This window comes from Peptoclostridium sp., from assembly GCF_009881055.1.
Lineage (GTDB): Bacteria > Bacillota > Clostridia > Peptostreptococcales > Peptostreptococcaceae > Peptoclostridium_A.
The window spans coordinates 94,499-108,243 of the sequence record NZ_WXFG01000005.1 but is presented as its reverse complement, the minus strand read 5'-3'; the positions used below and the strand labels follow the sequence as shown (position 1 = coordinate 108,243).

The window sequence follows — 13,745 nt, the reverse complement described above, 5'->3', positions numbered from 1 at the left end:
GGTGCATTAAATGAACTGTGTTATTTTGATTGGAAGGCTCACAAAGGACCCTGATCTTAGATACATCCCAGGAACGGGAAACCCAGTAGCCACCTTTACGGTTGCAGTAAATAGAACGTTTAAGAACAAGGAAGGCAACTATGAAGCGGACTTCATACCTGTGCAGGTTTGGGGAAAGCAGGCTGAAAACTGTGCCAACTATCTTCAAAAAGGCAGGCAGGTAGGAGTTAGCGGAAGACTTCAGGTTAGAAGCTACGAGACCCAGAATGGCGAAAGAAGATGGGTTACAGAGGTTGTTGCCGACAGGATAGAATTTTTGGAATGGTCAAGCAAGGAGAGTGGCTCAGGCTCATCTGAAGCTCCTAGGTCTTTCGAGCCTACGGGGCTGGATCCTGAAGGATTCCAGGCTCTCGACGACGACGATATTCCATTCTAATAAGGAGGTTTGGAAATGACCGAGAAATTGAGAACAAGAAAAAGAAGAAAGAAAGTATGTGCTTTCTGTGCGGATAAAAACAAGACTATAGACTACAAGAACGTAGACGGTCTTAAGAAGTATATTACTGAAAGAGGCAAGATACTTCCAAGAAGAATTTCTGGAACTTGCGCTAAGCACCAGAGAGAGATAACTCTTGCAATAAAGAAAGCTAGAACTATAGCTATACTTCCATACACACTAGACTAATTGATTTTAGTTGAAAGCATGCGGCGAACCTTATGGTTCGCCTTTTGTTTTATTTATAAAAGTGTTGTGATATAATAATAATTTAAGGGAGCCTGGAAAAGACTCTAATCAAACGACATGCCAGGAGGTAAAAAAGTGATTGAAAGAAACAGCAGGCAGAGGCTTTCGGAGTCTGCGCTCATATCTGCAATAGGAGTAATATTCATCTTGGCAGGGACGTACATACCGCTTCTGGGGCTGCTTACATTTTTCACGGCCGTTCCCTACATTCTCATAACAATGCGAAATGGCCTCAGATACGGCGTGATGGCTTCGGTGATTTCTGCGGCGGCCGTATCGATGTTCACAGATCCCATATACGGAATCACACTGGCGCTTTTGTTTTTTGTGCCGGGAGTTGCAATAGGCTATAGAGGCATATCGTCAAAGGAGCCGTTTGGACCTGTGGCGTGGGGATTCATAACCTCAATAGTGCTTGTCATGGTGTATGTAAAGTTAATGTCAATAGTGCTTGGAGTCGACATAATAGAAAAAGCTGTGCAGATGTTCGAGCAGGCCGTTAAGATGCAGGGCGACATGATGTCAGGCCTTGGACAAAAACAGGCGGCAGCCGATGTCGGAGCGCTGCTTGAGTACATGAAGCTCATAATACCGGGCGCCATAGTGGTTCAGGCGATGCTGATGTCGTTTTTCAACTATTATCTGGCTCTTTCAATACTCAAGAGGACAAGGGGGTATTCGGGCAATATACCAAAGCTTAGCGAGTTTACGCTGCCGGGCAACATCGCTCTTGGGATGCTAATAATATATTTTCTTACAATGAGCGCAAAAGGACTCTCGTGGATAAACTACGAAAATCTAGTGGCTAACATAACATTCATAATTATTTTCATGTTTTTCATGCAGGGTTTTGCTGTCACAGGATATTTTCTGAACAAGTCGAAAATCAACAAGGTCATTAGGAACCTGCTTCTTTTCATGATGATTTTTTTAGGCCCACTATCTTCAATAGTTTCGGTCGTAGGATTCTTAGATTCCATAATAGATTTCAGAAGGATTAGAAAATGATGATTTAGGAGGCCTATGCCATAATGAAAACTAAAATGAATTTCAAGTTTTGGTTTCCTGAACAAAACACATATATGGCAATTATACTGCTGCTTGCCGCTACGGTCTTGTTCTACAACTGGATTTTGGGAGCGCTGTGGATAATAGTGATAGCGTATCTTTTAAACCATAACAGAAAAACATCGGACGTCAGGACAAGACAGTGGACAAAATATATTGAAAGCCTTTCTGCGGACATCGACGAGACTGTCAAAAATGCCATGCTCAATCTGCCAATACCATTTTGCATACTTGAGATTGACGGCAACATAAACTGGTACAACAACAAGTTTTCTGACATGCTCAAAAAAGAGGAGTTGCTTGGGCAGAATATCGAGCAGATAATACCAAACCTCAACCTCAAGAGGGCGCTGAATGAAAAAAGCGAGCTCTACACCACTGTGGCGCTAAATGACCGGAATTTCAACGTCACATACAACATTGTAAAGATAGACAACAAGGGTGAGGTAAAGTACCTTATAATGGCGTATTTTGTGGAAAACACAAGGCTTCTCAGCCTTTCAAAGAGGTATTATGAGGAAAAGCCGGTTTTCGGGATAATACAGGTGGACAGTTTCGATGAGGTGCTAGAGAGCGCAGGATCTGACATGCGTCCTCTTCTGATTGCAGACGTGGAAAGAACGCTCAAGACATGGGCAGACGGTGTAGGAGCGGCACTTCAAAAGACAAGGAGCGACCGATATATACTTTTTATGGACAACTTGATACTCGAAGGCCTGGAAAAGCAAAAGTTTGCCGTGCTTGATGAAATAAGGGAGATAAACTATGGCAACTCGCTTCCAATAACGCTCAGTATAGGAATAGGCACCTGGGGCAATACGCTTCTAAAGAGCCTTGAATACGCTGAGAGCGCCCTTGATCTGGCTCAGGGAAGAGGCGGAGACCAGGCTGTAATAAAGCGAAAAGACAAGTCAACGTTTTATGGAGGAAAGTCAAAGGGTATAGAAAAGAAGACAAAGGTAAAGGCCAGACTCATAGCATACGCATTAAGAGACCTGATAAATGACAGCAAAAATGTGCTTATAATGGGGCACAGGCATCCGGATCTCGATTCCATGGGAGCTGCTCTGGGAGTTCACAGCATGTGCAGCCATATGGGCAAGGAATCAAGCATAGTGCTGCAGGAGTCCAATCCCTCGATAGATGTGCTTGTAAAGAGTGTGAGCGCTTTTGGAGACTATAAGAATATATTTGTAAAAAAAGAAGAAGCTATGAGGAATGCACATTCCGACACGCTGCTCATAGTTGTAGACACACATAGACCCAACTTTACAGAGTGCAAGGAGCTGCTTGATATTTGCGACAGAGTGGTGGTAATAGACCACCATAGAAGGGGCCTTGAGTTCATAGAGAATGCTGTGCTTTCATATCATGAGACATACGCATCCTCGGCAAGCGAGATGGTGACAGAGCTTATACAGTACATTTCGGAGAAGCCTTATATTTCAAAATTCGAATCGGAGGCACTGCTTGCGGGCATAACTCTGGACACCAAGAACTTCACTTTCAGGACTGGCGTGAGGACCTTTGAAGCAGCAGCCATGCTCAAGAAAATAGGAGCCGATACGGCGGCAGTCAAGAGGCTGTTCCAGGGAGATATGGAAACCTTCTTTGGCAAGGCAGAGGTCATTAAAAATGCAGTCATACTAGACAAGATAATAGCCATGTCGGTATGTCCTGAAAATACTGAGAGTCTACAGCTAGTAATAGCGCAGGGAGCTGACGAGCTGCTGAACATAAAGGGAATAAAGGCGTCATTCGTCCTCGGCAAGGATACGGACGGCGTTATATACGTAAGCGCGCGTTCAATGGGCGAGGTGAATGTGCAGGTGATATTGGAAAAAATAGGTGGAGGCGGCCATTTGGATGTTGCCGGAGCCCAGATAACAGACTCTGAAATTGAAGAGGTAAAATCCAGACTAGAGAACATAATAAGAGAATATCTAAAGGAGGTAGATTTATAATGAAGGTTATCCTACTTAAGGATTTGAAGGGAACAGGCAAAAAAGGAGATGTAATAAATGTAAGCGACGGTTATGCGAGGAATTTTCTTTTTCCAAAAGGAGTTGCAAAAGAGGCATCTGAAGGCAATTTGAAGATACTTAGTGAGCAGAAGACTTCTCAGAAGATAAAAGAGGAAAAAGAGCATGAGGCTGCCAAAGAACTTGCAAAATCAATGGAGGAGCTAACAGTGACTCTGTTTTCTAAGGCAGGAGAAGGTGGCAGGCTTTTTGGCTCTATCACATCTAAGGACATTGCTGAAAATCTCAAGAAAAAGCATGGGATCGATGTTGACAAGAGGAAGATATTGCTTGACGAACCTATAAAGGCACTTGGCATGAGCTTCGTGGAGATAAAGCTGCATCAAGATGTTGTTGCCAAACTAAAGGTAGAGGTTAAGGAAACTGACAAATAGAAAATCTGGAGTGGTTTTAGTGGATTTAATGGGAAAGGTACCGCCGCACAGTATAGATGCAGAGCAATCTGTGCTCGGCTCGATACTTCTCAACAAGGATTGCATAAGCGAAGTGGCCGACATACTAAGGCCGGGTGATTTTTACAAGGAAGCACATGCTAATATTTATTCTGCGATAATGACTCTATACAGCAGAAGCGAGCCGGTAGACTTGATTACGCTTACCGAAGAGCTCAAAAGAAGAGATTCTATGGAATCGGTGGGAGGCATAGCCTATATAACTGAGCTTTCTACGGTTGTGCCGACGACTTCGAATGTGCGTAACTATGCAAAAATAGTAAAGGAAAAAGCCATACTAAGGGAGCTTATAGGAGCTTCATATAAAATTCTTGAGGCAAGCTATGCCGACAGTGAATCGGTGGAGAGAATCCTAGAGCTGTCTGAAAAGAACATTTTCGACATTTCACAGGAAAAAAGCGGAGACAATATGCGCCCTATAAGCGAAGTGCTAATGAGTGCATATGAAGTAATGGAAGAGCTCGCAAGGAACAAGGGAGCAATAACGGGAACTACGACTGGTTTTACTGACCTTGACAGAAAGACAAGCGGACTCCAAAAGACAGATCTTGTGCTTATAGCAGCCCGTCCTGCGATGGGCAAGACGGCTTTTGCGCTTAATCTGGCGCAGAATGCGGCGCTCAAGGCCAAGAGCTCGGTTGCCATATTCAGTCTCGAGATGTCAAAGGAGCAGCTCATACAGCGTATGATAGCGGCCCAGTCGCATGTGGAGTTAAACAAGATAAAAAGCGGGGGCCTCAGCGAGGAAGAGTGGCCCAAGATAATAGAGGCCATGGGCGTGCTTGCCAAGGCCAACATCCATATAGACGATACTCCGGGCATAAGCGTTATGGAGATAAGGTCAAAGTGCAGAAGACTCAAGATGGAAAAGGGCCTGGACATGGTACTCATAGACTACCTGCAGCTCATGGAGAGCGACTCGGGCGGAGAAAGCCGCCAGCAGGAGATAGCCAAGATATCGCGTTCGCTTAAGATAATAGCAAAGGAGCTCAATTGTCCCGTGATTGCGCTTTCGCAGCTTTCACGTGCGCCCGAGCTCAGATCCGACCACAGGCCTATGCTTTCGGACCTTAGGGAATCCGGAGCGATAGAGCAGGATGCGGATATAGTTATGTTCATATACAGGGATGACTACTACCATGAAGACACAGACAAGAAAAATATAGGCGAGATAATAATAGCCAAGCACCGTCATGGCGAGACGGGAACGGTGGAGCTTGTCTGGATGGGAGAATTTCAAAAATTCCACAATATTGCAAGGGAGCTGTAGCTTGACTAATCCCGACAAAGCTGTAGCCTGATGGGGAGAGAGTGCATTTGCTATCAAAGGGAGAAAAGACACTTATTCGAAGGATGGAAAGAGAAGACGTAGACGTCATGGTTACATGGCCTCCATATGAAGATCCCCTTCTTGCAGACTACTCATTTCCGCAGTTTACACACGGCGAGAGGGATGTATGGTATGGCATAAAAAACAGCGGATTGAAAAAATGCTTTACTGTGCTGACTATGACAGGTGAAGTCATAGGATATATCTCGCTTAGGAATGTGAACATATTTTCCAAAAAAGCAGAAATGGGGATAGTTTTCAGCCCAAAATATGTTGACGCGGGATATGGGCGTGACGCCATAACGGCATTTTTGAACTATTACTTCGACGGAATGAAATACAAGAAGCTGGTGCTGAGGGTGGCGGCCTTCAACAGGAGAGCCTACAGATGCTATCTGGCGTGCGGCTTCAAATATGTCGACAAGTCATATATGAAAGTAAACATCAAAAAAAGTGACATTCCGAAGGATGAGGATTTCAAAAGAGACAAGGTGTTCATAAAGCGGGGCGACAATATAAAGGCACTTTTTTACAGAATGGAGATATCCACATAATCAACAGACAGCCTGTTGATAAGTGTGGATATCTTTTATGGAATGACACGGCGCGTATGCGGGAGGGCAGTTATATGGCAAGACCAAAGAAATTCAGACGGGTGGAATTCTTTCCGGAGGCTACATACTTTGTGCCCTGGGGGAAGCCAAAATGTGAGATAGATGAAATAGTCTTGAATGTGGAAGAGCTTGAAGCGATGAGGCTCAAGGATATACATGAGCTCAACCAGGAGGAATGCGCCGAGAAGATGCAGGTATCGCGCCAGACATTCCAGAACATAATTGACAGTGCAAGGAAAAAGGTGGTGTCAGCACTTATAGAAGGCAAGGCCATCCGAATCAGCGGAGGTCACTATACCACCAGCATGTGCAAATACAAATGCCTGGATTGTTCGACTGTATACGAAATCAAATACAAGCAGGACAGGTTCACATGTCCAGCCTGCGGATCTGAAAAGGTCCTTTGCAGCAAGAAGGCGGATTTTTGCATTAAGTGGTGCAAGGGTGAAGACTAGAAAACTTCGTTATAAAACTTAAAGGTTGATTTGGCATTTGCCAAGTCAGCCTTTTTATATTGCAGAATCTGCATGGTTGATAGCATATGCATTATTGACAATTCTAATATACAACGATGAATTCATAAAATACTTCTATGGAAAATTGTCTCTAAGTTTTGTTTTTTTGATTTATTTATGATCTCTTTTATATTATTATTAGGAGTGATACAAAGCTGTATTTTCCAAAGTCATTGAAAAAACAATCTGATTAACTATAGAAATAAGCGAAGAAAATATTTTTTGTGGAGGTACCAATGATATGAAAGGTATATACATGGACAACGGAGCGACAGCATTTCCAAAAGCTCCAGGCGTGGCTGAGGCCATGGCCAACTATATCACCAATGTCGGCTGCAATGTAGGCCGAGGGGCATACGAAGACGCCTTTGCGGCGCAAAGGATAGTCCTTGAAACCAGGGAGCTGCTCTGCGAGCTTTTCAACTGCGACAAGGTGGAGAACGTAGTTTTCACAAAGAACATAACTGAAAGTCTGAATGCAATAATGAAAGGTCTGCTAAAAGCGGGCGACCACGTTATAATATCATCAATGGAGCACAATGCAGTCACAAGACCTCTCAACAGCCTCTCGAAAAAAGGTGTTGAATTTTCAAGGGCGAAATGCTTTCCGGATGGACAGGTTGACCTTGAAAGCGTAAGGAGCCTTATAAAGGAGAGTACTAAGGCCATAATAATGATGCACGCTTCGAACGTATGTGGAACTGTGCTTGATCTGGAGGGTGTGGGCAGAATAGCCAGGGAACACGACATATTCTTCATAGTAGACGCGGCTCAGACTGCAGGAGTGCTCGATGTTGATATGAAAAAGCTAAATGCCGACGCGATAGCTTTTACCGGACACAAGAGCCTGCTTGGACCTCCAGGGATGGGCGGCTTTGTAATAAATGACAGGCTGTGTGAGCAGGTGGAGCCTTTCATAGAGGGCGGAACGGGCAGCACATCTGAATCAGAGGAGCAGCCGCATTTCATGCCCGACAAGTTCGAATCAGGCACGCAAAACATTGTCGGAATATACGGCCTTAACGCATCGCTTAAATTCCTCAAGGAAAAGGGCATAGAAAATATAAGAGAGCACGAGCTTGAGATGACAATGGAGTTCATAAAAAGGGTCAAGGACTTGCCTGGCGTAAAGCTGGCAGGCAAGGAAACTGGGGAAGGCAGGGTTGCTGTGGTCTCGATAGACTTTGAAGGCAGCGACAATGCGGAGATAGGTTTTGTACTTGAGCACGAATACCACATTTCGACAAGGGTTGGCCTTCACTGCGCGCCTTCGGCACACAAAACACTGGGAACATTCCCGCAGGGAACTGTAAGATTCAGCTTCGGCTATGCAACAACGCTAGAGCAGATCGAGTATGCAGCCGATGCGATTAAAAGGACTCTCGAGTCGATGGAATAAATGGAAACCGCCTCATTGCAGGCGGTTTTTTTGACGCCTTGCCTGCAGCTCTCAAAAGGCCTGACGCAATTAGCTTACAATTTAAAGATTGATTATAATACGTATATTTGATAAAATAAAACTTGTAGTGTTCGAATATATGTGAATAATATTTTTTATAAATAAAGAGGTGAAGAGATTTGTCAAGTTTGGTAGTAGTGGGATCCCAGTGGGGGGATGAAGGAAAAGGAAAGATAATAGACTTTCTTGCGGAAAAAGCTGACGTAGTTGTAAGATATTCAGGTGGAAACAATGCAGGCCATACGGTTGTTGTAGGAGAAGAGGAGTACAAGCTCCATCTTATACCATCTGGAATACTGTACGGAGACACGCCATGCATAATAAGCGCGGGCGTCGTAGTTGATCCTGAGGTGCTGCTTTCAGAAATCAAATATCTCAACGAAAGAGGTATAGGCACAGACAACCTCATGATAGATGAAAGAGCTCATGTCATATTCCCTTATCATAAGAGTCTTGATATACTCAGCGAGCAAAGAAGAGGCAGCGAGGATATCGGAACTACAAGGCGCGGCATAGGACCATGCTATAGAGACAAGACAGACAGGATGGGAATAAGGATTTGCGACATGCTTTCTGATTCCTTCAAGGAGAAGCTTGAAGGCAACGTGGCTTTCCAAAACAAGCTTATAAGAGCAGTGTATGACAGTGACGGTTTTGATTTCCAAGAAATGTACGATAAATATATTGGCTATGCAGAGCAAATCAGAAAGTATGTTTCCGATACGTCTATAACTGTCTTTGACGCCATAAAAAACGGCAAGAAGGTTCTATTCGAGGGAGCACAGGGCACCCTGCTTGACCTGGACTACGGAACTTACCCATACGTTACATCCTCAAATCCTGTAGCGGGCGGAGTATGTACAGGTACAGGCGTTGGACCTACAATGATAAACGACGTTGTCGGCGTGGTGAAGGCCTATACTACAAGAGTAGGAAAAGGTCCATTCCCAACTGAGCTTTTCGATGAAGACGGCGAAAGAATGAGAACTGTAGGCCATGAATTTGGAACTACTACAGGAAGATCTAGAAGATGCGGCTGGTTTGATGCTGTGATACTAAGGTATGCGGTAAGGATAAACGGCCTTACATCAATGGCGCTTACGAAGCTGGACGTTATGAGCGGCTTTGAAAAGATAAAAGTTTGTGTGGGCTACAGGAAGGGCGATATAGTCCTTACTGAATTCCCGGCAAGCATAGAGGAGCTTGCAAAATGCGAGCCTGTATTCGAGGAGCTTGACGGTTGGAACGAAGACATCACATCAGTAAGGAGCTTTGACGAGCTTCCAGAGAATGCGAAGAAGTATGTAAGCAGGATAGAGGAGCTTTGCGGCGTAAAGGCAAGCATAGTGGCAGTGGGACCAAAGAGGGACCAGACTATGGTGCTAAAGGAGCTTTACTAGTATATAGCTATTGAATGGCGAAAGCATACGCTTTCGCCATTTTTGTCTTTGATAAGCGGTCGCATTGGCTGACTATGTAATATGTCTTTTCAAATATTTGCGGCATAAGTGTTGACATACGGTCCAAACGATAGTAAAATAAAACACAAGTTAAAAATTCGTGGGAGCATAGCTCAGCTGGGAGAGCATCTGCCTTACAAGCAGGGGGTCACAGGTTCGAGCCCTGTTGCTCCCACCAATAAAAAAAGGATGTCCGAAATGTTTCGGGCATCTTTTTTTTATTGGTGGATTATCTTTTTTACCTGTTTTCCCACCTCAGGTCTTTGCCGAAGAATCTAAGTAAATTGAAGTTACTCGACAGCCTTGAAAATATTCTGCCTGTATAACGTTGATCTAATTCTATAAGCGTAAGGTTGGTAGATATAACAGTTTTTTTACCATTTATAAGACGAGTGTTTAGTATATGAAAAAGTTCGCTGATGGTGAAGGTGTTTTGAATTTCACTGCCAAGATCATCTATTATAAGTAGGTCGCATTCAAAGAGCGATTCGTAGGATTCCCTGTCTATAGCGTTGTCTCTTTTTTGGAATCTATAGTCTTCTATTATAGCAAACAGAGAAAAAGCAGTTTGATAAATGACAAAATGGCCTCTATCCAATAGATCCTTGGCTATGCAGTTGCACATGAATGTCTTTCCGGAGCCGGTGGTGCCATAAAAAAGCAGGTTTTCTCCGTTGCTTTCGGCGAAGTTCATTATGAAATTATCGCATGTGGCCAGTATTGTGGCCATATTTTCCTTTGGAGAAAGCTCAGAATTGCTATTTTTTTCATCTGAAAAAATATCAAGGTTGAAAGTCGCGAGGTTCTCCCTGAGCAGAACTTGCTTGAGATTCGACATCTTATAGGCTTCTGCAATAAGCTCCTGCCTGAGGCAGGTACATTTCTCGCCGCTGGCCAGAAAACCTCTGTCTTTGCATAGAGGGCACTCGTACTGCATTGAAAGGTAGTCTGCCGGGAAGCCGGAGGACTTCATTATAGCTTCTTTTTCGCGTTTTAGAGTCTCGAGCTTTTGCTTGCTGTGTTCCACGATGCTTTCGAGGTCATCTGGATTGTCGAGTGCCAGCTTGCCCATCTTAAGGCCTAGGCTGAATATCTCGCCCTCTATCTCCTCAAGCCTTGGAAAAACGGAGTAGAGCTTTTTTTTGCGCAGCTCGAGGCGGTTGGCGGCTGCGTCACGTTTTTTTTCATATTTTGAAAGTATTTTTCTTAGAGTTTCTTCTCTCAATTTTTCACCTACTTATTAAATCTTTTTTTCTGGCTTTCGAGAACTATTTTTTCAAATTCTTCCGGAGTATATCTCGAACTGCGCTCCTCTGCAAAGTGGAATTTTGTCTTATATGGGTTTGCAGCAGGTTTATCAGTTGATTTGTGGCGTACCAAAGATTTTTGATTTTTAGCTCGCGATTCAATTTCAAGCTCTGCATCTTCAACTGTTTTGATGCCCTTCTCATGCCAGTTTCTGAGTATGCCATTTATATAAGCTATAGACGGGTTGGACGTATTTTTTGACCTAGAGCAGGCCTTGAGTATGAGCTCGATATCAAAGTGCATGCTGTCGGTCCAGGAATCCATAACCTTCTTTTCCTCGGCTGAGGGTGGTCTTGCAAAACCAAGGGCCTTGAAAACTTCGCTATAGAGGGATATTTTTTCGCCCTGGCGGCCAATATGCTCCTCGAGCTGCTGCATATTAGTGATTTTAAGATCATACCAGTTGCGCAGTATCGACTCTATATAGCTGATATTCTTTATGCCTTTCTTGGACATGGCCTGAGTATAAGCCATCTTGACAACGTCGCAGGTCATGTTGTACTTTTCCATTATTTCAAGTATTCTGCGCTTTTCGTTTGGCACAAGTTCCCTGGATATGGTATCGTTTATGAAGTTGAACATTGACTGTATGCTCTCGTTTTCATTTAGAAGTATCAGATCGTCGACGCCAATTCTTTCACTCTTTGACTTTTGGGTTCCGGGCATTATCTTTTCCATATAGAGTTTCTTAAGGTCCATAAATTCAACGCTGTAGTCGGTTTCGTCAGCGGAAGAGTTGGCATGTTTTTTTATAAGCCCACGCTCCTCCCAGAAGCTCCAGGCACCCAGCACATCCGAAAGCGGGATGCCAAGATTTCTGGCTATCATCATGTTGCTTGGAGGACTCTCAAGCTCACCGCCCTGGCAGGCATACCTGTAGCCCAGGATATAGACCATTACAAAAGTGCCATTTGACATGGGCATGAATATGTCTATGAATATATTGTCAAGAGGCGTCTGCCCGAAGCTGACATCGCTTTTTTCCTTGTAAAACATCTAAATATCACCTCATAAAGATTATATCATAACAGCATTAGAAAGTCGCAGATGGTAACTGTTCCCACAAAAACTTGCAATAAAAAATTAATTGTTATAAAATAAGCTGTATGTGATTTTTTTGATACAAATAAAATTATTATATCAAGAGCATTATTCAATAGAAAATATTAATCAAATTTAATGTATTCATTTGAAATTATGTATGATTTTTTGTTATAATTAGTTGAAATGTTTTGAAAGGAGCTTTAAAAATGAAAAATACGCTTTTAAATAGAGTGGCTGCAAGCACCAGAAAAGTCACGGAAAGCATCACTAGACTGATTAAGAACTCGAGGCTTGCGGATAAGCTTCCTGAGAGACTGCTAAGAGGCAACACTCCCGCATATGTGGCAGCGGGCACATGCGCAGTGGCTCTTTCGGCGGCGGCGTTCTTTGCCACAATGGATTACGAGCTGTACATAGACGGCAAAGCCATAGGAGCGGTTGACAAGAAGTCTGAGGTATACCAGGCGATAGAAAATATCAAGAAAAGTGTTCCAAAGGAGCTTGGAAGCGACATTAAGATAGGCCAGAAGATAGAGCTAAAGGGAGTTCACGTGGCAGACAGCAAGCTGCTGAGCGCATCAAATCTTGAAAAGAAGATAAAATCGGGTATAGACCTTCAGGTGGATGCATACGGCATAAAAGCTCAAGGCAAGCTTGTAGTGGCGTTAAAGAGTGAAGCGGAAGCAAAGAAGGTGCTTGAACTTCTAAAGCAGCCATATACGAAAAAGCAGGACAATGCTTCAAGCATCAAGACGGATTTTCTACAGAAAGTTGAAATAGAAAAGCTCCAAGCGGACATAGGGCTGGTTAAAACGCCGCAAAGAGCTGTGGAATACATAAAAACCGGCGGCCACGAGCTTCATACATACACCGTGCAAGCGGGAGACACGACGTGGAGCATATCAGAAAAATTCAAAATCGGCGTTTCACAAATACAAGACGCCAATCCGGGAACCAACATCGAAAACCTCCAGATAGGACAGACTATAAGCCTCAGCCTTCCCAAGCCTTTTATAAGCGTAAAGACAACACAAGATATAGCATATGAAGAACGCATACCTTTCAATGTGGTCTATGAAGACACAAGCGCCATGTATAAGGGCGATAAAAAGGTCAAGGCAGAAGGTGAAGAAGGCCTTAAGAAGGTACAGGCCAAGCAGATTATGGTAGACGGCGTAATTGCATCTACGACCGTGATAAACGAGGATATAGTAAAGGCGCCAAAGGACAATATAATAGTACAGGGAATCAAGGAAAGGCCAAAGACTCTGGCATTTGGAGCATTCATAACTCCAACCAGGGGCAGGTTCACTTCGCCTTTTGGAAGAAGATGGGGCAGGATGCATACAGGCATCGACCTTGCGGCTCCCATAGGAACTCCTATAGTTGCAGCTGACGGAGGCAAGGTCACTTTTGCCGGCTGGAAGAATGGATATGGCAAGATAATAATTGTAAATCACGAGAACGGCTATCAAACTTATTACGGTCACTGCAGTTCATTTAGCGTCAAAGCCGGAGACAGAGTATACAGGGGACAAAACATAGGATCTGTAGGAAACACAGGCAGATCGACGGGACCGCACCTGCATTTTGAGGTCAGAAAAGGCGGTTCGCCTGTGAACCCGAAGAAATATATATAATAAAAGATTTTAGTCTGGCAAATTGCATGACATTACAAAAAGCTGTTGGAGGCAACAGCTTTTTGTTT

13 protein-coding genes and 1 tRNA gene are annotated in these 13,745 nt (G+C 43.8%); 12 read left to right on the top strand and 2 right to left on the bottom strand.

Annotated elements, in window-relative coordinates:
- The first annotated feature begins 10 nt into the window (after window positions 1-10).
- From GT589_RS01195 to GT589_RS01145, 11 genes are all read left to right on the top strand, one after another.
- Entirely contained in the window at window positions 11-436 is a 426-nt protein-coding gene (locus GT589_RS01195) for a single-stranded DNA-binding protein (protein ID WP_293394733.1), read from the top strand.
- A 15-nt stretch (window positions 437-451) separates the two neighbouring features.
- Window positions 452-685, top strand: coding sequence for a 30S ribosomal protein S18 (rpsR, locus tag GT589_RS01190; protein WP_293394730.1), 234 nt, complete (start codon window positions 452-454; stop codon window positions 683-685).
- A 135-nt stretch (window positions 686-820) separates the two neighbouring features.
- Window positions 821-1,753, top strand: coding sequence for a YybS family protein (locus GT589_RS01185; RefSeq protein WP_293394727.1), 933 nt, complete (start codon window positions 821-823; stop codon window positions 1,751-1,753).
- Between the two features lie 23 nt (window positions 1,754-1,776).
- The gene (locus tag GT589_RS01180; RefSeq protein ID WP_293394724.1) at window positions 1,777-3,777 is read left to right on the top strand and encodes a DHH family phosphoesterase; all 2,001 of its coding nucleotides are present in this window, start codon (window positions 1,777-1,779) and stop codon (window positions 3,775-3,777) included.
- Window positions 3,777-4,229, top strand: coding sequence for a 50S ribosomal protein L9 (rplI, locus tag GT589_RS01175; protein ID WP_293394721.1), 453 nt, complete (start codon window positions 3,777-3,779; stop codon window positions 4,227-4,229). Before GT589_RS01180 ends, rplI begins: the two co-directional genes overlap by 1 nt.
- Window positions 4,230-4,248: 19 nt before the next feature.
- Entirely contained in the window at window positions 4,249-5,577 is a 1,329-nt protein-coding gene (gene dnaB / locus GT589_RS01170; protein ID WP_293394719.1) for a replicative DNA helicase, read from the top strand.
- Between the two features lie 47 nt (window positions 5,578-5,624).
- Window positions 5,625-6,191, top strand: coding sequence for a GNAT family N-acetyltransferase (locus tag GT589_RS01165; protein ID WP_293394717.1), 567 nt, complete (start codon window positions 5,625-5,627; stop codon window positions 6,189-6,191).
- A gap of 74 nt (window positions 6,192-6,265) precedes the next feature.
- A complete protein-coding gene (locus GT589_RS01160; protein WP_293394714.1) occupies window positions 6,266-6,706 on the top strand; it encodes a DUF134 domain-containing protein in 441 nt (146 codons plus the stop codon).
- 301 nt (window positions 6,707-7,007) lie between these two features.
- Window positions 7,008-8,165: an aminotransferase class V-fold PLP-dependent enzyme gene (locus GT589_RS01155; RefSeq protein WP_293394711.1), complete on the top strand. Its 1,158-nt coding sequence runs from the start codon at window positions 7,008-7,010 to the stop codon at window positions 8,163-8,165.
- Window positions 8,166-8,344: 179 nt separating this feature from the next.
- Window positions 8,345-9,625: an adenylosuccinate synthase gene (locus tag GT589_RS01150; RefSeq protein ID WP_293394708.1), complete on the top strand. Its 1,281-nt coding sequence runs from the start codon at window positions 8,345-8,347 to the stop codon at window positions 9,623-9,625.
- Between the two features lie 162 nt (window positions 9,626-9,787).
- Window positions 9,788-9,863 (top strand) — tRNA-Val (locus tag GT589_RS01145).
- A 60-nt stretch (window positions 9,864-9,923) separates the two neighbouring features.
- Here GT589_RS01145 and GT589_RS01140 read toward each other — a convergent pair.
- A complete protein-coding gene (locus tag GT589_RS01140) occupies window positions 9,924-10,910 on the bottom strand; it encodes an ATP-binding protein (protein ID WP_293394705.1) in 987 nt (328 codons plus the stop codon).
- Window positions 10,911-10,918: 8 nt separating this feature from the next.
- Window positions 10,919-11,989, bottom strand: coding sequence for a DnaD domain protein (locus GT589_RS01135; RefSeq protein WP_293394702.1), 1,071 nt, complete (start codon window positions 11,987-11,989; stop codon window positions 10,919-10,921).
- A gap of 254 nt (window positions 11,990-12,243) precedes the next feature.
- On the opposite strand from GT589_RS01135, the gene GT589_RS01130 reads away from it, so the two are divergent.
- Window positions 12,244-13,677: a M23 family metallopeptidase gene (locus tag GT589_RS01130; RefSeq protein WP_293394699.1), complete on the top strand. Its 1,434-nt coding sequence runs from the start codon at window positions 12,244-12,246 to the stop codon at window positions 13,675-13,677.
- Window positions 13,678-13,745 lie beyond the last annotated feature (68 nt).